Below are 21781 nucleotides of genomic sequence, written 5' to 3'. Positions count from 1 at the left end.
TGACGATGCCATTTGAAATCGTTTTGTAATGAACGTGATGCCAAGAAATCTGATCGCAACACATGCTGCTCCGTAACGCACGCTGGTTACGGAGCGCAAAGTCGAAATAAGTCTTTTAGTGAACGCGCTCTTTCATTTGAAGCTTTTTACCTATAAAGGTCTTATCAAAAGCTTCAAATGAGCGATTGGACCGGTTCATGAATGCCATCGTCAATCATATCGGGGAACTTGCAGACGCAGGCGAACGAATGATCGAACGCTTACGGCGTAAGGCATTCCTGCCCGAAACCCGCAAGGGACTCAACGTCCGCTTCGGGATCGCAGAGGCGGCGCAATTGCTACGCTGTTCGACCAACCGGATCCGCATGGCAGAGGACGACGGTCGCCTCCCCCCCGCCCCGGCGGGCGAAAACGGGCGCAGACTCGGCTATTCGGTGGAGAACTTGCTGCAAATGCGCGAGGTACTTGGCGCCTCTCCTGCCCGCGCGCCGCTTGATATTCCCGCAATCATCGCGGTGCAGAATTTTAAGGGCGGGGTCGGAAAGTCGACCGTCACCTGCCACCTCGCACATTATTTTGCGGTGCAGGGCTATCGTGTGCTGGTGGTCGATTGCGACAGCCAAGCGACAACGACGACGCTGTTCGGGTTCAATCCCCATTTCAATATTACACGAGAAGAGACGCTATACCCGTATCTGTCGATCGATCCGACCCAGGCCGATCTGCTTTATGCAGTCAAATCAACGCCGTGGCCCAACGTTGACCTGATTCCGTCGAACCTCGAGTTATTCGACGTCGAATATGAGCTCGCCGCGGCGGGATCGGATGGGCAGTCGGTACTCGCCGCACGCTTCCGCAAACTTAAGCAGGGGCTGGCCGACCTCGCGCGCAATTATGATGTGGTACTGCTGGATCCTCCCCCCGCGCTCGGGACGATCAGCCTTGCCGTGATGCAGGCGGCGAATGCGCTGCTCGTCCCGCTGGCCGCAACAACGCCGGATTTCTGTTCGACAGTGCAGTTCCTGTCGATGATGGACCAGGTGCTGCAGCAGCTCGCGCATGCCGGTATCGAGGTGGAATACGGCTTCCTACGGTTGATATGTTCAAAGTTCGACTCCAACGACCCGAGCCACGCAATGGTCCGCACGATCATGGAACAGAGCTTCGGCCCTGCCCTGCTTCCGGTACCCATCCTAGAATCCGCCGAGATCAGCCACGCCGCAATGCGTATGATGACGATCTATGAACTCGAACGCCCGATCGGCACGCCCAAGACGCACAAGCGTTGCCGCGCCAACCTCGATGAGGCGATGGGACAGATTGAGCAGCTCGTCCGCCAAGGCTGGGGCCGAGTGGAGCCCGCACGTGAGGAAGATCTACTCCATGTCGCGTGAACCAGAATTGTCGCTGTCCGACACATCAGCGTTCCAAATATGTCTAATGCGGGAGGTGCCGCATGGCGCGTAAGCAATCCGATTATCTCGCGGCCTTGCTAGCGGATGAGCCAGCCGAAACCGACGCGGGCGCCCCCCCTGCCCCGCCCATACCCGAACGGTCGCGCGGCACCACGCTGCTCAACCGAGAGACCGCGCTCGCGCGCGTGACAAGCGGCGAAGTGCGGCAAGTGACGCAGCTGCTGCTGGATCCCACGCGCGTGCGGATCTGGCCCGGCAATGCACGCAGCTACAAGCATTTGACTGAAGATGGCTGCCGCGAGCTGATCGATTCCATCATCGCCGAAGGCGGACAGAAAGTCCCAGCGGTGGTACGCCGTGTTGACGGCGATCCGGCTCATGACTTCGAAGTGATCGCGGGCACGCGACGCCACTGGTCGATCAGCTGGCTGCGTGCGCATTCCTATCCCGAAATGCAGTTTGTGGCGCAAGTTGCCAGCCTCGACGACGAAGCCGCGTTCCGGCTCGCGGACCTCGAGAACCGGGCGCGCAAGGACGTGTCCGATCTCGAACGCGCGCGCAATTATGCCGACGCGCTCAAGACGCATTACGGCAACCATCTGACGCGGATGGCGGAACGGCTCAAGGTGTCGAAGGGCTGGCTGTCGAAGATGGTCAAGGTTGCACAGATCCCCGATGCGGTGATCGCCGCCTTCGCTTCCCCGGCCGATGTCCAGCTCAAGCCCGCTTATGCGCTGGCGCAGGCGCTCGACGACAAGGCTGCAACTAAGGCGATCCAGGGCGCGGCGCGCGAGCTCGCGCGTGAGCAGACCGCGCGGCGCGATCGGGGTGCGGCCCCCTACCCTGCCGCAGACGTATTACGGCGGTTGCTCGACGCGCCGAACGATCCCGCCGACAGCGCTCCCCCGTTTACTTGGACCACGCCGCACGGCCGCCGCGGGCTCAGCGTCCAGTCGAGCAACCGCCAAGGCGTCACGATCCGGCTCCACGCCGGGTCGGGTGCGGAGACCGACGAGCTGGTCGACGCGCTGCGCCAAGCGCTCGCGCATCTGGAGGCCGAAGGCCGCGGGCTAAAACGGTGAACGTGTTTCCCCGGGGAAACAGGCCGCGGCGCACCCCGGTGCCGACGGTTGCCCCCACCGGCCCGACGGTGTTTCCCCGGGGAAACACCCGGAGCCTGACCAAGTGACCCGTGCCGATCGCCAGAACGTGTCCGAGCAGTTCGACCTGTTCCTCCCCTATCTCGCCGACATGCCGCTGCGCGACCAGCGCGAGATGATGGAACGCCCGTTCTTTAGCCTCGCCAAGTCGAAGCGCGTCAAGCCGATCGATTACAAGAGCCCCGACGGCAAACTGTGGGTGCATGTCTCGGGCAATCCCGATTACGGTATGGCGACGATCTGGGATGCCGATATCCTGATCTATTGCGCGAGCGTGCTCGCCGACATGGCCCGGCGCGGCATCAACGACGTGCCGCGCAAGCTCCATCTGATGCCCTACGACCTGCTCCGCGCGATCGGGCGACCGACGACGGGGCGCGCCTATGAGCTACTCGGGCAGGCGCTCGACCGGTTGGTGTCGACCACGATCAAGACCAACATTCGCGCCGAGAACCGCCGCGAGGCGACCTTCAGCTGGCTCGACGGCTGGACCCAGCTGGTCGACGAAAAGACCGAGCGATCGCGCGGCATGACGATCGAGTTATCGAACTGGTTCTGGGAAGGCGTGATGATGCAGGGCGGGGTGCTGTCGATCGACCGCGCCTATTTCGACCTGACCGGCGGACGCGAGCGCTGGCTGTACCGCGTAGCGCGCAAGCACGCTGGCGGGGCAGGGGAGGTCGGCTTCGCGATCGCCATGCCGACACTGTTCGAGAAATCGGGCGCAGAAGGGCAGTATCGTCGTTTCAAATTTGAGATCGCCAAGATCGTCGAACGCAACGAGCTTCCTGGCTATGCGCTCGCCTTGGAGACGCCGGCTGGCAAGCGCGAGCCATCGCTGCGGATGCAACGTCGCAGTGATGCCGAGCGCCCGGTGAAAACCGTGGCGGCGCACAAGGTGCGCGGCGCTAAGCCTGCACCAAGGCCAGCGTCAACCAATCCCGCTGCCACGGCTGACGATGCGACTGAAACGATTGACGTGACAGCATTGCTGCGACGGTCGCGCACCAGTCTGGCGACACGCGCGACCGCCGGCGAGATCACAGATGCGACGATGGCAACGCTGCGCGCAGAGTGCCCAGGCTGGGATTACCAGACGTTGCACGATGAGTTTCGCACATGGGTTGAGGCAGACAGCGCTCGCACGCCGGTGAGTTATCAGGCGGCGTTCATCGGCTTTGTCCGTCGCTATCATGAAAAGCACCGCCATGAACTTGGGCGCTAGGAGCTTTTTCGTCTTACGAACGGCCTTTGCCTCAGGAGGGCAGGAGATCCACACGTACGTCGAAACCGCTTAAACTGGCGCGACCGTTCCCGAAGTGTCGTGCTCACAAATGTCTTTCTCGCTCAACGCTCGGGTATCTATCCTAATTGAACGTCCCTTCAGACAAACCCCGGCGAACTGATTCAATTGCTCTCAAAAAACTATCCGATCGGCCGCGGCTTCGACACTCCAGGAACAGCGTTCGGTCTTTCAGGAACGCAAGGTCGATCCTTCAAGAACGCAGTCGTCGACACTCCAGGAACGGATCGACGACACATCCGGAACGCCGGTGCCGATCTAACTCACGGAGAACAAAGCGTTTAAGCCCGGTAGAAAGCCGCCTAACTCTTTAACATCAGTTATAAACCCTCTAACCAAGGAGTTTCTATGTCTTTGAGAAATGGATTTGGTCGTGCCTGTGTCTGCGCATGCACCATGCGACGTAGGTCACTCTCAGACCTGCTTCTAGATCGATAGCGAATGGTGTGAACTCGTGGTCGACAGCAAAAATCGTCCGATTGGGCCTCTGTGCATTATCCGGACACAGATTCACGGTAGCGGTTTGATGAGCAACGGCATGAGGCCGTTGGCGTCAAGATCGAGGTTATCGGACCAGACATAATCGCCGGTGAGATTGATGCGGTCCCAGCCAAGCGGTGAGAGACGGGACAGCATAGTCGGATCGATGGCGGTCCCCCGATGGCGCATTTCTTCAACGGCGCGACCGAGATAGCGGCAGTTGAACAGGATAATCGCGGCGGTGACGAGGTTGAGCGCGGCTGCGCGGGTCTGCTGGTTTTCCAAGCCACGATCGCGAAAACGGCCGAGCCGGTGGAAAGCAACGGCCCGGGCCAGGCTGTTGCGTGCCTCACCCTTGTTCAACTCGGCGGTGACGGTGCGACGCAGCTCCGGCTCGTCAAACCAGCGTAGCGTAAACAGGGTGCGCTCAATCCGCCCGACCTCACGCAGTGCCGCGGCAAGGCTGTTCTGCTGGCGGTAGGCGGACAGCTTCTTCAAGATCAACGATGGCGTGACGGTGCGGTCACGCATTGCGCCGATGACACGTTCGATATCCGGCCAGTGGTTGACGATCAGGTCCCGGTTGAGCCCGTGACCGAACAGTGGTGCGAGCCTGCCATAACGCTTCGGGGGTTCGAAGGCGTAGAGGCGTCGATCGGACAGCCGGGGGATGCGCGGTTCGAAGTCGAGCCCGAGCAGGTGCATGGTCGCGAACACGATGTCGGAAACGCCGCCCCCGTCGACGTGCAGCGCGGTCAGATTGGCGTTGCTATCATGCCCGAGAATGCCGTCGAGCGCATGGATGGCTTCCCCGGCCGTACCGGCGATCACAGTCTGGTAAAGTGGCGCGTACCGATCGGTGATGGTGGTGTAGATCTTGACCACGGGATCGCGCCCATAATGCGCATTCACCGTTCCGCCGGCCTCGCCCGGACCGCCTAGGTAAAAGGCCTGACCATCTGCCGAAGCCCGGTGCCCCTGCCCGAACCAGGCGGCGATCGGCTCGGCATGGATGGCATCGGTCAGACAGGCAAGCGCCGCGCGAAAGGTTTCCTCGCGCATGTGCCATGTCTGCATGCGCAGGAGCGCGCGGCGTGATCCTGCGCCGCATACCTCGGCCATGCGTGACAACCCTAGATTGGTCGCTTCGGCAATCAGGGTGGCGAGGAAGGCGCGCTCGTCAGCAGGTGGCAACCCGGTTGAAACGTGACCGAAATGTCGGGTGAAGCCGGTCCAGCGTTCGACCTGCGACAGCACGTCGGTGATACGGGTAGCAGGCAGCATGCCGTAACAGGCGGGCGTCAGGTGCCGCCCCTCATCTCGCCCACCGTCATCACCCTTCTGCTCTTTGGGGAAGCGTAATCTCTCCCCGGCGAACAGGGCGGCATCACGCCCGTCCAGATTCCGGGCTACGCCGCGCAAGGCGCTATCGAGTTGCGCAGCGCGCTTATCGAGCCATGCATGTGGATCGCCGAGCGAGAACGGCGGTTGGAGCGTCGCGCCTGGCGATGGCGCAAGCAACACGTCCAGTGACCGGTGCATCCGCGACGTCGGCACCCATATATCGCCCGATGCCAGCGCATTGGCGAGCGCGCCGTAAGTCGCCATCTCCCAATGCGTCCGGTCGATCTTTCCTGCAACCACGACATGGCGTTGCCAGCGCCGCTCGACATGACCGAGCGGAACGTCGGCGGGAAGCGGTTTGCGCCAGTCGCCATCGAGATCCGACAGGACCGTCATCGCATTGCGCAATGTCGCCGTTCCGGCCCGGCCGTGGAAATCGAGCGCTTGCAGGAACTGCGGTCCTGCCCGCTTGAAGGTCCGGTACTCGGCTGCAATCTCACTCAGCACGTCATCCCTGTGAGGTGCGGCTGTACGACGGATGATCGCCGCATCGGCATCGAGCATGTCGAGAGACAGGATATCCCTGAGGGCCGCGCCGATATCTTCACCAGCGCGTGCTGCCCGGCTGACCGTTTCCAGCACCGTGGCGATGCGCATCAGCCGGTCGCGTCCCTCGCGTCCCGAGACCGCGACCCGTTGTTCAAGGCGTTTGCGAGCACGAAGGTGAGCGCGTCCCATCAAGGCGCCGAACATGGCGATCGCCGCGTCGGTAAGCGTGGCCTCCAACTCACGCAGCGTGGCAAGCAGTATGACCCGTCTGCGGGCAGGTCGCATCTGTTGGAAAGCCTGGGCGGTATAGCGCACACCTTCGCGAGCGAATTGCGTCAGGCGTGGTTCGTGCCGGGGATCGATTGGAACACGGGAAATGCCGGTCCAGCGGATTAGCGCGACCTTCTCGAGGATTTCGGCGAGCGAGGCAGACGCGACGCGAGGCTCCGGTTCGCGCAGCCAGGAAAAGCGGCTTTGTCGGTCATGCACCTTGTCATCCACCAGCGTGTCGAGACGTTGTCGCATCTCTGTATCGAGTGTGTCGTCGACCGCGGCGACCAGATCGGTTTCCGCCCGAAGCATCGCCTCGGCCGCCATCCGCTCCACAACGCTGATACCGGGGATGACGATACGCCGGGTGCGTAGTTCGCCCAGCAGTCGGTCGAGCAGAATGCGCCCGTCAACGATGGGCATGGCTTCGGTCGCCAGCCACGCGGTCATCGAAGTGCGAACTGGCTGGCTCAGATCGGTAAAACCAAACCGGGCTTTGATGGCGGCAAGCTGATCGTAGCGGGTCGGTGTGCGCCGCGCGAAGTCGGCGATGACGCCCGCATCAACCCCAACCTGGTCGGCGATATGGTCGAGCATGATCGCAGGCAACAGCTCGCCGGCGCGCAGATGTCGTCCTGGATAGCGCAGGCAGCAGAGTTGCAGGGCATAGCTCAGCCGGGTCGCTGGAGTGCGTGCGATACCGATCGCCGACATGTCTTCGGCGTGGAGGCCATGATGTCGCACAACCATCGTTTCGGTATCGGGCAGCGCCAGCAGTGCGGCGCGATGCCGCTCGGTCATTGGAATACGTGCGGGCATGTTTCATCCTCCAAAAACCTCTTGCCTTTTGCTTGCTTAATGAAAGAGGATTGTGAAAGGTGGAAGGCAGCGGAAATCCGTGTCTGGTGATCCCACCTCCGGATACGGCCGTTTGTGAAAGAGACCGATGACCGGCGACCCCTACCTGATCGGCTATGCCCGTGTGTCCAAGGGCGACGACCAATCGAATGCTGCGCAACGCCGCGCGCTCGACGCAGCTGGCTGTAAGCGGGTGTTCGAGGAGACCGCCAGCGGCGGGCGGTGGGATCGGCCAAAGCTTCTGGAGATGATCGGCCAGTTGCGCGAGGGCGACGTGGTGATTGTCTGGAAACTAGACCGGTTGTCGCGCAGCCTGAAGGACATGCTGCACATCATGGAGCGGATCGAGCTGGCGGGGGCTGGCTTCTGCTCGCTGACCGAAGCGATCGATACGACCACGGCCGCAGGACGCATGATGATGCAGATGGTCGGCAGCTTCGCCGAGTTCGAACGCGCGATGATCCGCGAGCGCACCAGCGCTGGTCTCGCACAAGCTCGAGCAGAGGGACGGATTGGCGGACGTCGGCGCAAGCTTGCTGAAAAACAACGACAAGAGATTGGTGAATCCGTTGTCTCCGGACGTAAGTCCGGCGCTGAGATGGCTCGCCTTTACGGTGTCAGCGAGCCAACAGTCTCGCGGATCGTAGCAGCGTACCGGCAACAAGAAGGAAGGTAATACGAAACGCGGCCATCACTTGCTCGGTGTTATCAAATCGTGGCTAGGCAAATCGGCTTTGCTGTACGTTCTTAACCCGCTGCGGAGAAATTGGCCGAACGTCGACGAACTGGCGGACGTCGCCGGCAACCATTGGGCTTGCGTCTTGTAGAATTGTGGATTCCCGGATCTCATAACGCGAACGTATAGATCGATGATCGAGGCTGCATCAGCTACTTGGCCGAAGTGGTTGATCTAAAATGGCCTAAGCCTATGAGATTGGGCTGATATTTTGCGCGCTTTAAGATTTCGTTAATCTTTTCATGAAAAACAAATGAAGCTAACTCATGATAGCCATATGGCACAATATGGGTTATAATAAAGTCATCACACAGCGCATGCGCACTGTGATAAATAGGAGAATTGCGGGTGCGTAGTTTTTCCAAGTTTAGTCGATTGCCTGCTGTCATTGCCACATCATGTGGCATCATATCGACCGCCATCTTTACACTATCGCCAGCCTATTCAGCGCTACCGAACCAGAAGACAGTCGCTGCGCGATCGCCGGCGCCTACCGCTCCGGGTGCCACTAATCAGATCGCCGACATCGCTGCGCGATTACGCCAGAACAGTGCGACGCCTTGTAGCACGCAAATCAACGCGGCTGGTGCGGCAGTTCTTGCAGGAGCCATCCAGTTCGACACGCTATCGAACTGGAATCCCAAAGGCGGTAGCCAGCGCAGTGTTAACGTTGCCGTCGCGCAGCGTTACCCCGCTGGCGAAACGATCCCGTCGGGCGTCAGCGCGATCGTCGCCACGCCGGTTTCGCCGGGACGATGCGACATGGTTGCAGTGCAGGTCGTGCCAAGTCCGTTGTCATGCGATGCAGTGCGCAGCGCAATGGCGCCCCGTGCTCAGGCGCGCGGTCAACTGGTCGGCGTGAGTGTCATGCAGCAGGGACCGACCGAAACGCTTCTGGTTCCTACTGGTACCAAAACATGTGTCGTTGTCGACCTGACCACCACCTACGCACAATAGCTGCCTGATGCGATCGCTGCGCCGCTAGCGGGCGCATCACTCCAGATGACTACCCAAACTCGCCTGCACCTTTTGCAGTGTAGCGCGCGCAGATCGAACGCGCCCGCCTGAATCCCAATTGTACCGTCAAAAAGCCCGACACCGAACGCTAACAAAGCCTTTGTCGATCGTCGGAGCCTCTTCAGCACCACTCTTCACTTCGAATTGGAGGCAACTGATGAAAATCGAACACCGCAGCCTTATTATAAGCCGGGACAATCGTCTTGCACGACGTCGGCGCTCGGCTTTGCTGGGCATATCCCAACCCAAGCAGACTGAAACGCACTGCATGGTCAATCCGACCAATGCCCCCGCGTTACGTCTGCATCATATCGCAGCCGAGCTGCCAGTCGGCATTGTCGGTGGCCGAGCCGAGATTATCGCAAAGGCGCTTTACACGAACCTGCCCGTCTCAGCCATGCTAGCCGTTGGCGCGTTCGGGATGGGGCTCATGCACCCCACGAGTGCCACCGCCAACACCTATAATGGCACGACGGCGTGCACGGCGGGTGCGGACACGGGGCCTGATGGTATTGCACGCCCCGCCCAGACTGACCCGGTCGACGGCAGCGGCACCTATTCAAGCGTGCTTGGATGCAGCGCCGACGGGGGAAACCATTTTGGTGTGACGGCCTTGGGTGCCTTTTCCTCAACGACGGGCGATGGTGGAGTTGCCGTCGGGTATGGGGCTAGCGCGTCGACACGCGCAACGGCTACTGGCCTTACGGCGGTCGCCTCGGGATCGAACTCGGTTGCGATCGGTAGTCGTGACACGGTCGCCCAGGGCGGGGCCAATGCCCCTGTCGCCGTCGCCGGGGCGACTGCGTCGGGTATCCGTGCCGTGGCAGTTGGTTCGGGATCGAGAGCCGCAGCCAACTCGGCAATTGCTATCGGCGACTCAGCGACCGCTGCAAGCACCAACAATATCGCGATCGGCACGGGCGCCAGTGCGACGAACGCTGCGGTCAACTTTAACGCGGTCGCGATCGGCGAGAATGCGACATCGACCGGGGGCACAGCTTTAGGCAGCGCGAGCCGTGCCGTTGAAGCCTCGACGGCGCTCGGCTCAGGTGCGAAGGCTACTATTCAAAATTCGATCGCGATCGGCGTGCGCGATGATTTCCAGACGATCGCGTCAGGCGACGGATCCATCGCGGTAGGAAGCGCTGTCACTGCTACTGGGCTGACTTCGATCGCGATCGGACGTCAATCCACATCAACCGCCAACGGCGCAATCGCGCTGGGGCAGGGCGCCAATGCGAGCGGTATCGGTGCCTTGGCGCTGGGTGGTGCCACCCGTGGCTTCCTCTCTCCGGGCGCATCGCAGGCAACCGGTGCGTACGGCGTTGCGCTTGGTGGAGGCGACGGGAGCACGGTCGGCGGTGTCGTCCAGAGCGGCGCGCGCGCGGTGGGCGCCAACAGCGTCGCGATCGGTACCGCAAGCGTCGCCAATTCCCAGAGCAGCACGGCTATCGGCTACAACAACCAGGTGACCGGTGCCCGGTCGGGCGCTTTCGGTACCGGCAACGTCGTCACCGGCACCGCCTCATACGCGGTCGGCGACCCCAACATCATCAACGGCGACGGCACGTTCGTAACCGGCAACGACAACACGGTGAACGGGCCGAACACAGCCGGCAACGGCAACCGTATCAACGTCCACGGCTCCAACAACATATTGGCAAGTACCGGCAATGCGTCGGGCTCTGCCGTGTTCGGCAATACCAATACTGTGAATGCGCAGAACGCGATTGTCGCGGGCAACGGTAGCACGGTGACTGGTGCAAGTGGCATCGTCGTCGGCGGTGGCAGCAGCGCCACGGCCGCCAACGCACTCGCACTTGGCAACGCGGCCACTGCAAGCGGCACGAACGGCGCCGCAATTGGTCTCAATGCCATCGCATCGGGCACATCTTCCGCGGCGCTGGGCCTGACGGCGACGGCATCGGGCGCGAACGCACTTGCCTTCGGCAGCAACGCCCAGGCAAGCGGCGGTGGCGCGACCGCGATCGGCCAGAACACGAACGCTAGTGCGCAGGCCGCGGTTGCGATTGGTACACTTGCACAATCATCCGGCCTCCTTGGTCTGGCAATCGGCAGCGGATCCATCGTTACCGGGGACTACGGGATCGCGATCGGCTCCGATGCCCAGGCGCCCGGCACGTTCGGTGTCGCGATCGGCAATACGGCAAGGGCTCTCTATGACAACTCGTTAGCGCTCGGTGCAGGTTCTCGGACCGGTACTGCGCCTCCTACGGGTGTCGGTTACGCCACTGGTACTGCTGCCCCGACCTCAGAGGTGTCCATTGGTAGAGCTGGTGCCGAACGCCGAATTACCAACGTTTCCGCGGGCTCCGCTGCGACGGATGGTGTCAACGTCAGTCAGCTAACGGGCGTGCAGAACCAGTTCGCCGGGGTCATCGGCGGTACCGTCAATCCCGATGGCACCTACACCGGGCCCACCTACGCCACGACGGGCGGGACGACCGCGACAACGGTGCAAGGTGCCTTCGATAACTACAACACCGCCATCACCAACGTTGCCGCTGTCGCAAACCGCGGCTTCGACGTCACCACTGCCCAGACGGGCACGGGTACGGTGACGGGTACCGCAATTGCCAACGTCGCACCGGGCACCCGGCAGACGATCACGGCGGGTAACAACATCGCGATTGCCCAGAATGGGACGGATCTGACGATCGCCACCAATCCGAACCTGGTGGCCGACAGCCTGACGACCGGCGGTACGGTGATCAACGCAGCCGGCTTCACCAACGGTGCCACCACGCTGGGCGCAACAGGGCTGACCATAGCAGGCGGCCCCAGCGTCACCACCGCCGGGATCAACGCTGGTAATCAGGTGATCGCCAATGTCGCGGCCGGCGTTGCGACAACGGATGCCGTCAATCTGGGCCAGCTCCAGGCGATCGGTGCCGTTGCCGACAACTCCGTGCAGTATGACGATGCCGCCAAGACTCGAACGACGCTTGCAGGCGTCGCTTCGACCGACGGTGGCGTGACGGGCGGCACGACGGTCGGCAACCTCCATCAGGGTGAGCTGAGTGCTACCTCGACCGAGGCGGTCAATGGCGCGCAGCTGTTCGCGACCAACCAGCAGGTTGCGGCGAATACCGGCGCCATCGCCGGCAACACCACGGCGATCACCAACCTCGGCAACAGCATCGCCAGCGGCACGATCGGACCGGTCCAGCAGAGCGGGACCGCTAACCGGCTGGCGCTGGTCGCTCCCGGCAGTACGGGCGCTGCACCTGGCGCGCTCCAGACACTCGGCAACCTTGCTGCGGGTACCGCTGCCACCGACGCGGTCAACGTCAGCCAGCTGACGGGCGTGCAGAACCAGTTCGCCGGGGTCATCGGCGGTACCGTCAATCCCGATGGTACCTATACCGGCCCGACCTACACCACGACGGGCGGCACGACCGCGACCACGGTGCAGGGCGCGTTCGACAACTATAATACAGCGCTCACCAACACGGCAGCAGTCGCAAATCGCGGCTTCGATGTGACCACTGCGCAGACCGGGACGGGGACCGTCACGGGTACTGTTGTGGCCAACGTTGCGCCGGGCACCCGACAGACGATCACCGCCGGCAATAACATCGCGATTGCCCAGAACGGAACCGACCTGACGATCGCCACCAACCCGAACCTGGTGGCCGACAGCCTGACAACCGGCGGTACGGTGATCAACACAGCCGGCTTCACCAACGGTGCCACCACGTTGGGCGCGACCGGCCTGACTATCGCAGGCGGTCCCAGCGTCACCACCGCCGGGATCAACGCCGGCAACCAGGTGATCGCCAATGTCGCGGCTGGTGTTGCGACAACGGATGCCGTTAATCTTGGGCAGCTCCAGGCGATCGGTGCCGTTGCTGACAACTCGGTGCAGTATGATGACGCGGCCAAGACCCGGACGACACTTGCAGGCGTTGCCTCGACCGACGGTGGCGTGACGGGCGGCACGACGATCAGCAACCTCCATCAGGGCGAGCTGACCGCCACCTCGACCGACGCAGTCAACGGTGCACAGCTGTTCGCCACCAACCAGCAGGTTACGGCAAACACCGGCGCCATCGCTGGCAACACCACGGCGATCACCAACCTGGGCAACAACCTTGCAAACGGTACGATCGGCCCCGTCCAGCAGAGCGGCACCGCTAACCGGCTGGCGCTGGTCGCGCCGGGCAGCACCGGCGCTGCACCTGGTGCGCTCCAGACACTCGGCAACCTTGCCGCGGGTACCGCTGCTACCGACGCGGTCAACGTCAGCCAGCTGACGGGCGTGCAGAACCAGTTCGCCGGGGTCATCGGCGGTACCGTCAATCCCGATGGTACCTATACCGGCCCGACCTACACCACGACGGGCGGCACGACCGCGACCACGGTGCAGGGCGCGTTCGACAACTATAATACAGCGCTCACCAACACGGCAGCAGTCGCAAATCGCGGCTTCGATGTGACCACTGCGCAGACCGGGACGGGGACCGTCACGGGTACTGTTGTGGCCAACGTTGCGCCGGGCACCCGACAGACGATCACCGCCGGCAATAACATCGCGATTGCCCAGAACGGAACCGACCTGACGATCGCCACCAACCCGAACCTGGTGGCCGACAGCCTGACAACCGGCGGTACGGTGATCAACACAGCCGGCTTCACCAACGGTGCCACCACGTTGGGCGCGACCGGCCTGACTATCGCAGGCGGTCCCAGCGTCACCACCGCCGGGATCAACGCCGGTGGCAAGGCGGTAACGAACGTTGCGGCCGGGGCGGTTGCGGCGGGTTCGACCGATGCGGTGAATGGCTCGCAGCTTGCCGCTACCAATAGCAGCATCTCGGCACTGACGACTATCGTTGGCGGCAGCACCATCGGGGCCGTTCAACGCCCTGGGACCGGAGACCGGCTCAACCTCGTAGCCGCCGGCGCTTCGGGTGCCGCACCTGGCCCTGCCCAGACGCTGGCGAATGTCGCAGCCGGTCTGCTGGCGGCTGGTTCGACCGAGGCGGTCAATGGCACTCAGCTCGCCGCCACCAACCTCGCGTTGACAACGCTCGGTCAGAACGCAGTCCAATATGACGATGCGGCGCGTACGGGCGTTACCCTCAACAGCGGTGGATCCGCCGTCGCCCTTCACAATGTCGGGGCGGGCACCTTAGCGACCGATGCCGTCAACGTAGGGCAGCTCGGTTCGGGGCTGGCGAGCACGTTGGCAGCCGCGAACGCTTACACCGACGTTCGGGTCGACGCCGTGAACTTCGACCTGCAAACTTACAAGCGGGATGCCAACGCCGGTACGGCCGGGGCGCTCGCATCAGCAGCGCTGCCGCAGGCCTTTGAACCGGGCAAAAGCCTCGTTGCAGGGGGCGTCGGTACCTATCGCGGTCAGGCTGCCTTCGCGGTGGGCGTGTCGCGGATCCTCGATGATGGCCACACCATTCTAAAGGCCGGCGTCAACCGCGATACGCGGGGCAACAGCGGTGCCAACGCAGGCATTGGCTATCAGTTCTGATCGGCAGTTCTGATCACCGCGGGTCGCATAAAGCGACCCGCGCCTTCAGCGGAGAACCATCATGAAGCAATACATCGCGCTCACCCTTGCCGTGATCGCACTGGCAAGCGTCGTCGTACCGACTGGCGCGGCCCTTTCCCAAGTGCCCCCTGTTCCAGCGTTGTCGTCGCGACCGCTCGTGGATGCCGACGCGTTCAAGGACAAACGTGCGTACGACCAGAAAAAAGGGATCGTCATTCAACCGATGATCGCGAGAATGATAGTGCCGGGCATGGACAAGGACGCGGTCTACCGCATCGTTGGCACCCCTCATTTCGGCGAGACCATCACGCGTACATTTAACTATATACTGAACCTGACGGCTACTGGGCACGAGCCGATGCGCTGTCGCATGCAGGTGGTCTTCGGGACACCCCGGCAGGGACCGCTCACCAGCCGTCGGCCGATCGTCGTGCGGGTCGTTTGGCAGACGTCGGCCTGCGCTGACCGTGTCGCCGCTGCATGATGCCCGTCCGGAAAGATCGCGGCCTGATCCGACGCGGCAGGCCGAGTGTCGTGGGCGTGCGCCAACCCTCGTGCCGCATCGTTGTCGCGCTTCTGGCGGCATCGGTTCCGGTCAGTGTCGCCCAAGCCTCGCCGGTCGACGCACATGTCTACGCAGAAGACACGGCGCGAGAAGTAGCGGTTTTAGTAAAGCCGGGTGCTGCCGTGATCGTCGATGCACCGGATGGGTATTATCAGATGGCCGTAGTCGCCCAGCTCGAGGCTAAAGGTTTTTTGGTTACTACCAAGTCGGTAAAGGGCGGAACACCGGTCCGCTTCTTGCTGGCCGACGCCGGGCGGGGTGGGGCGGCGAGAGTGGATCTCGTCGTTGGTACCACGACACTCTGGCGGACCTACGAACGCGTAAGCGGAAAGCCTTCTGGGGTATGGACTAAGCAGACGGTGACGCCGCTGTCGGTTGATCAGACCCTGGATGAACCCGGTCAGCTTTATCAGCTTGGCCGTACAGTGGAGCATCAGTCAACCGACCGTGCGATGCAGTATTACCGGCTTGCGGCAGCGTTGGGCCATCAGGACGCCAACCTGCGCCTCGGGTTGATCCTAATCGCGAACGGCAAGCCACAGGAAGGCATCCGCTTTATCACCGTCGCGTCGAATACCGGGAATGCGCAGGCTGAGTACGTCCTCGGCCTTGCGTACCTTAACGGCACCGGGATCACGAAGGAACCAACTCGAGGTCGAGCGTTGCTCCGCAAGGCGGCTGATGCCGGTATAGTAGCGGCCAGTCAGGCTCTAGGACGCAACGTCGCCGGCAGATAAAACATTGCAATTGATATGACGCCGAAACAGCCTAAAATTCTGATGACGATAGAGTTATTTAGAAACACTTTCAACTCTGCTAATATTAAAATGTAACAATGAGGTTCTATCATGCCAGCCTCAAATATTGCATATATGCGGGCGTATCATGAGCGGCGATATCGGCAGGAGCAACACGCACTATTGCAAGCCCGCTCCGAACAGTCCGCGAGTGCGCATATGAAGTTACTAGATCTCCATTTATCGGTGCTTTTTGATCTCATGCAGAAACAGCCATCTCTTGATCTTTCTTCGACGATTACGGAACCCAACCTGCCATAACCAAAGCATAGATATCTACGGCGAGATCGTAACTAATCTTTACTTTGAAGATCAGACGCCGGACCGAAATGCCCGATTGGTCAGCGTATGCCTAGACAGCTGTACGTTGCCCTGCATGCTAGCGCTAATCAGACCAAGCGCACAACTTCACGCGCAGCTTACATACCTACGTGCGGATGCAGGCTACCGTGAATCTGTGTCCGGATAATGCACAGGGGCCATTGCAGCGTACGCAATTTCTAGCGGATGGAAGGCCACCCGCGATCCAGCAGGTGATGCCCAACCGGCGAGGACATACCCGCCCCGTGAGCCCTTTATGGCCGTCACGCATGCATCGTGCGGCGATAGTCGCAACCGCGTTCCGCATTAGGGCAGCACGGTTGGTCTCGGGCTGTTCGCAACTATCATAATGATCGTCCTACCCTAGGTTGGTAGCCGCCTTTTCTGCATCGGGTGCATTCGTGAGCGGCTACCCTAATCGTGTCGCATGGCGCGCCACCCTTGGGCCTTAAGGTATTCGAGATTCCCATCGATAGAGTTGCAGGCGAGTTCCGTTCCCGTCATTTGCGGAGCTCTCCGCCAATAGGGACAAGCGTCACCGAGTTAGCGAACAGCCATAAACTGGCGGGGATGAGAAGCACGGCCCCAGCGATCGACCCGCTGAGCGCGATCCAGCCTCCACGGCGCCGTAGATATCATCGCGCCACACATTTAACAGCCTCAGCAATACACTGTCGTCGCATTCCAAAAGCGCCTTCAGGCCGGCGTAGAACGTTCTTTCAAGCTTCATCGCCCCTGCATCGAACGAGAATATCAGACGGCCATTAGAATGCCCAACAAAGCCCTCAGCGGGGTTGAATAGGGGAGGGCAGGGGCCATGCCTAGTTCCGGGCTTGTCGGGTCAGCCGCTCAAACGGATGCCGCTTGCATCCAGTATGCACCAGAGTCCCGAACGCATCGATGGCGATTGCGCGGGTAATCGGAGGGGGAGCGTAGAGGAGATCGGTAGCAGGGAGCAGCCGGGCGTACGATGCGACGCTGACACTGCGCGCGTTATAGCATCGGCACAATGCTGGAAACGGTCAGCCGTCTAGGGCGTTCCGGTGAAGATGTCGGCGCGGGCCTCGGGGATATCATGTCTCTCTACGTCCCTGATGCAGATGCGGCAATCATGAGACCCCGCTATAACCTGTCCGGCGTCGTGACGTTTGTCACTTGGTCTACACGGATGGGCCGCGCAGTCACGTTGCTGCTCCTTGCAAGCGCAGTCAGCTCACACGTGCGGGACAGCCCCGATAATCGAGCTCCAGAAGCCGCATGATCCTGTAGGGAGCATTCGCGCTGACAACGTCGGCGCGTCCAGGGTTTTCCGCGTGTTATTCGTTTGTAAGTACCGGCTGGTTGCTCATGGTGGCTTGACCCGGTCCTTAGACAAAGCGCGTCTGATAGTTACCCAATATTAATAGAATCGGTTAGTGGTTCTGAACCATTTTGAGCTTCACGCTCCGAACGATCGATCGCTTCACCCAGCTGAGCAAGAATTTTGCCCAGCTGGCCATCGACGGTAATCTGCGCAAGCTCCCGACAGGACAGCGTGTCCAGCATTGCAGCGGTTTGAACCGCATGATCGGCGTGATGCTGGACAACGTCATCCGGCAACGGCGCAGGACGCATCCAGCGGGGGAGATAGGATCGGACGCTGCCAGGCAGCAGAGGCCGATAGGCATTGGATGTCTGAACGTATCGCGGCCCCGGTCCCTCGGTCTTCACGCGATTGAAACGCCGCTGACGCACCAGAAAGCCGATCGCTTCGAGGATCACGAGCGCGCGGCCAACGGTTGCACGACCAAGCCCCGTCGCCTCGGCAAGATAATCGTAGGAAGGATAGACGCGGCCGCGGTTCAACCGCGCAAGCGTGAGAATTTCCTCAAAGACCCGGACGGCGCTGCCGGTCAGCTTTGCGATACCTCGCTCAACGGCCGTGAGCGTTCGCTCCCCCGATCGCGCATCACGGCGCAAACGTCGCGCAGCATCGAGGGTCTTACGTGCGATATGCAGCAAACGGTCGGTTTCTCCCTTGGCCGGCACCGTCCAGAAAGCCTCCTCGAAGCTGCCCGCCTCCAAGCTGTCGCGTAACACAGGTGCGCTCGTCCGGTGCGGCGCACCCGATCGCCCCCCGGATCGCCCTGCCAAACGCTCATGCGTCAGCCGGCCAAACGCCTTAAGCGCGGCGTCGCCTATCGTTATAGTCCCCATCGTCCGTTCCCTTTTTTAGGGTGGCGGAAACAGGCAAAAGTCAGCCGTGGCACGAAACGCGCATCCTTGAATTCAATCTGAAAAGCGCGTATTTAGGGATCGTTGTTGAGGCGATCGTTTGTGCTTGCCGGCACGAACCTAGTATGTGCTTTCGGGATGCCCGGCCTTTGTGCCGGGTTTCCTTTTATCCGCTCACAGCCATTCCTTCGTCATCGATGCCAAGGGCAAGATAGGGCAGGGTGCCGATCTGAGCGACGTGTGCATCCTGCACCAGCGTAGGCGCTGCGCGCGATGCGTCTCAGAAACGTCGGCACTTGTCCTCCCTTGCCAATGATCTTTACGACCACGTCCTCGCTCATCGGATCCGCAAGAAACCGGATTCGACGAACGATGACCGCCGTTAGGCCATCCTTGCGGTTTATGGGGGCGGGGCAAAGCGCCAAGGTTCGTGCTTTCACACGGAAAACTCGGGAAATGTTCGTGCTATTACACGGAAAACTCTTGCCGGGTCCGGTAGCTTAGCCGGGCAGGCCAAAGGGTATCGCGTTTGCGTTCGTGCTATTACACGGAAAACCTCGTGCTAGCATGCAAACGAATTACGCGTCCGTGCCGTCGTCTAGGATTTCGAGCTCTCTTTTGGGTCGAAAACCGATGGTCGTGTGCAACCGTGGCCGACCACCACGTCCCGAGGGAATTTTCGTTTCGGCCACATCGAGAGTATATTCGGGTAGACTATCCCGTTCGGACACGTCGCGAAGCTGCTTCTTGAAATATTCGAGGCCACGTCGGTCCGAAGCGCAGCCTACGCGCGCCGCGAGCTCGCCAATATCAAGTGTGAATCCGTCGTCCTTGCAGTTGAACTTTGCGAGTTCGTATAGACGCCGCTCGATGGGACCAAGCTTGAAGAAGTCATGATGGTATGCAGCGATCCGCTGATCGGTCAGGATCGCACGATACAGCCAATCGCACACCATGACTTCGACCCATTTTACCCGGCGCTCGCCCGTCGATGTCTTGATGTACTTGATGTCAGCCTTGAGCAGCCAGGAAAAGGAGCTGTCCGATCCTTCGCCGCCGGTTTCGATATTGGTGATAATCTGCGTGCCTTGCAGCCTATTCAGTGAGGCCTTGAGCGACGTATAGGACCGTGCCGACGCGTTCGTACCGGTGACGCGGAAGAGATCATTGGCGGTAAACGTCATGATCCGGTCGGCTTTTTCGCCTTTTTCGGCCCGCTCCGCCATCAGACTGGCGATATAGAGCAGGATCTCCTTGTCATAGATCGTTGCGACGCCGGTCTTGCTCGGATTGATCTCAATCCGGGCTTCGCCCGATTCAAAGACCATCGGCGTCATATGGGCCTTTTTCGACAGGGCGAAGAACGGAAATTCAGCCACGGTCCGCTCGCCCTGCACATCGCCGTACAGCGGGCTATGCACCGAAAACAGATCGCCCTGAAAAACCGCAACGTCGCTCATGATCCCAAACTCGCCTTTATCAGCGATCAACCTGTGTCGGTGCCTCACGCTTGTCCAACGGAAAGGGGGTTTTCCGTGTGATAGCACGAACATTGGCTGGGTTGGATCGTGGCACTAGACATATGGACAGCCCGCCTCCGGGAAAACGCTCCGATTTCAGGAATATGGTACCGCGATTGGTTTCGCCGTTCGTGATTTTACGAGGAAAACGCCGAGCAATGGCAAGGACCATACGGTGTGAAGATACGGCTTCGTGCTATCACACGGAAAACCCGAAACCCATCCTATGACGCGACCGTTTTGCGAGCAGGCGGCACGCGTATTTAAAATGTCTGCCACGGGTCAATTTGCGATAATTGATCCCTCGGTCAGTGTACCGGCATATCGGGCCCTAGAAGTCCACATGTAGACACATCGACCCGCGGAGCTTCGATATCTATGGTTATCGGATCCTTAGAGGAACCGCTGACCTGCATGATCCTTGAAGAGATCCGCATTCCGTACATAGTCAGCAAGAACCTGCACCGATTTATGTCGGCTAACTTCCTGAAGTTTGAAGATCGTCGCGCCTTGCGATGCACCCTCGGTAAGAAATCCCGCGCGTAAGGAATGCCCCGCAAATTGTTTCGGATCATAGCCCGCAGCGGCAGCATGATGCTGGACCAGGCGGGCAATCGCACGATCCGACATGGCGGCAGGGGTAAGCGCATCGAGCCGCGACAGGCGTCGAAAAAGCGGTCCTTCAATATGGCCGGCCGCAGCCATCCAGGCGAGAAGGAGCGCCTTCGGTCGAATACGCGAGCCTTCAGGAATGGCGATAACGATGCCTTGCCGGGTCTGATCGGTCTTCGAATGGGCGATAGTCAGTCTAAGCCCCTCGGGTACGACCCCGACATTTTCGACCTGAAGCGCGACGATTTCGGACCGCCGCAACGCTGCGGCCATCCCGATCGCCAGGATCGCGCGATCGCGCAAAGCCCGCAGACCTTCACCGTCGATCGCGGCCAGCATGTTGCGCAGCGCAGCCGCGTCTGCAGGACGCTTCTGTCGTTTGGCACCGCCGTGTTCCGCGCGAATGCCGGCCAGTACTTCAGCCAGACGACCCGCGGTCGGCATCGCAGTCGGTGCCGGATACCCGCCAGCGCGATGATGATGTCCGATGGCTGCCACCCGGCGGTTGATCGTCGACGGGTTGAGCCCGGCCGTCGCCTGGTCGCTGGCGAAGACCGCGACGATGTCAGGCGTTGCCGGCAGCGATACCAATCCGTGCTGCGTGCACCAGGCGGTGAAGATCGCCCAGTCGGAATCATAAGCGCGCCGCGTCGCACCGGCGCGGGCCGCTTTCGCGTACGCGGCCGCTCGCTCGATCTTTTCATGCAGGACCGCGGGCAACATCGGTTCATCCGAGCCCACGGTAACAAGCGCTGTTCGCGGCAATGTGAGGTCCGGATCGAACGGCATTGCTCCAAGAGTGCGGGAAGCGACCATATAAGAGCGTGTGCCACGCTCGATTTCGCCACGCCATCTTTATGTCCGAGAAATGCACTTATCGGACACGAAGGTAACTCACGATAAGGGACATTATCAGAAATGACTGACATATTCTAAATTACATATTAGCGTTTAGCGCCTGCAGTCTTAGTTTCCTGACCAGCTGCGTCAAACGATGAGGTCGCATTAGCCTGAGGATTGTAATAACGGTCCACGCGATTACGAAGACGGTTTTGGACGCGGTTTGTGATACGGCTCTGAAATCGGT

The 21781-nt window shown here is 60.9% G+C and carries 12 protein-coding genes; 8 read left to right on the top strand and 4 right to left on the bottom strand.

Annotated elements, in window-relative coordinates; genetic code table 11:
• Positions 1-197: 197 nt before the first annotated feature.
• The 3 genes from NEF64_RS18635 (at position 198) to NEF64_RS18625 (ending at position 3800) form a co-directional block, all read left to right on the top strand.
• Positions 198-1394: an AAA family ATPase gene (locus tag NEF64_RS18635; RefSeq protein WP_252574990.1), complete on the top strand. Its 1197-nt coding sequence runs from the start codon at positions 198-200 to the stop codon at positions 1392-1394.
• A 62-nt stretch (positions 1395-1456) separates the two neighbouring features.
• Entirely contained in the window at positions 1457-2497 is a 1041-nt protein-coding gene (locus NEF64_RS18630) for a ParB/RepB/Spo0J family partition protein (RefSeq protein ID WP_252574989.1), read from the top strand.
• A 103-nt stretch (positions 2498-2600) separates the two neighbouring features.
• Positions 2601-3800 (top strand): replication initiator protein A, encoded by a 1200-nt coding sequence (locus NEF64_RS18625; protein WP_252574988.1) that lies wholly within the window; start codon positions 2601-2603, stop codon positions 3798-3800.
• A 588-nt stretch (positions 3801-4388) separates the two neighbouring features.
• On the opposite strand, the gene NEF64_RS18620 is transcribed toward NEF64_RS18625, so the two are convergent.
• On the bottom strand, positions 4389-7340 hold the full coding sequence (locus tag NEF64_RS18620; RefSeq protein WP_252575077.1) for a Tn3 family transposase: 2952 nt from the start codon (positions 7338-7340) through the stop codon (positions 4389-4391).
• A gap of 127 nt (positions 7341-7467) precedes the next feature.
• Here NEF64_RS18620 and NEF64_RS18615 point away from each other — a divergent pair, with 127 nt between their 5' ends.
• From NEF64_RS18615 to NEF64_RS18595, 5 genes are all read left to right on the top strand, one after another.
• Entirely contained in the window at positions 7468-8055 is a 588-nt protein-coding gene (locus NEF64_RS18615; protein ID WP_252575076.1) for a recombinase family protein, read from the top strand.
• A 408-nt stretch (positions 8056-8463) separates the two neighbouring features.
• Positions 8464-9072: a hypothetical protein gene (locus NEF64_RS18610; protein WP_252575073.1), complete on the top strand. Its 609-nt coding sequence runs from the start codon at positions 8464-8466 to the stop codon at positions 9070-9072.
• A gap of 217 nt (positions 9073-9289) precedes the next feature.
• The gene (locus tag NEF64_RS18605) at positions 9290-14644 is read left to right on the top strand and encodes a beta strand repeat-containing protein (protein ID WP_252575071.1); all 5355 of its coding nucleotides are present in this window, start codon (positions 9290-9292) and stop codon (positions 14642-14644) included.
• 61 nt (positions 14645-14705) lie between these two features.
• Positions 14706-15149 (top strand): outer membrane protein assembly factor BamE domain-containing protein, encoded by a 444-nt coding sequence (gene bamE, locus NEF64_RS18600; protein ID WP_252575070.1) that lies wholly within the window; start codon positions 14706-14708, stop codon positions 15147-15149.
• The gene (locus NEF64_RS18595; RefSeq protein WP_252575069.1) at positions 15146-15967 is read left to right on the top strand and encodes a tetratricopeptide repeat protein; all 822 of its coding nucleotides are present in this window, start codon (positions 15146-15148) and stop codon (positions 15965-15967) included. Before bamE ends, NEF64_RS18595 begins: the two co-directional genes overlap by 4 nt.
• 1770 nt (positions 15968-17737) lie before the next feature.
• On the opposite strand, the gene NEF64_RS18590 is transcribed toward NEF64_RS18595, so the two are convergent.
• From NEF64_RS18590 to NEF64_RS18580, 3 genes are all read right to left on the bottom strand, one after another.
• A complete protein-coding gene (locus NEF64_RS18590) occupies positions 17738-18427 on the bottom strand; it encodes a helix-turn-helix domain-containing protein (protein ID WP_252575068.1) in 690 nt (229 codons plus the stop codon).
• Positions 18428-19140: 713 nt separating this feature from the next.
• A complete protein-coding gene (locus tag NEF64_RS18585) occupies positions 19141-20022 on the bottom strand; it encodes a replication initiator protein A (protein ID WP_252575067.1) in 882 nt (293 codons plus the stop codon).
• Positions 20023-20475: 453 nt separating this feature from the next.
• Entirely contained in the window at positions 20476-21483 is a 1008-nt protein-coding gene (locus NEF64_RS18580) for a site-specific integrase (protein ID WP_252575066.1), read from the bottom strand.
• Positions 21484-21781 lie beyond the last annotated feature (298 nt).

Origin of the sequence: Sphingomonas aerolata, assembly GCF_023935825.1 — a bacterium.
Lineage (GTDB): Bacteria > Pseudomonadota > Alphaproteobacteria > Sphingomonadales > Sphingomonadaceae > Sphingomonas > Sphingomonas aerolata.
Note: the sequence above shows the minus strand (reverse complement) of the source record. Positions and strands in the feature narration are given on the sequence as shown.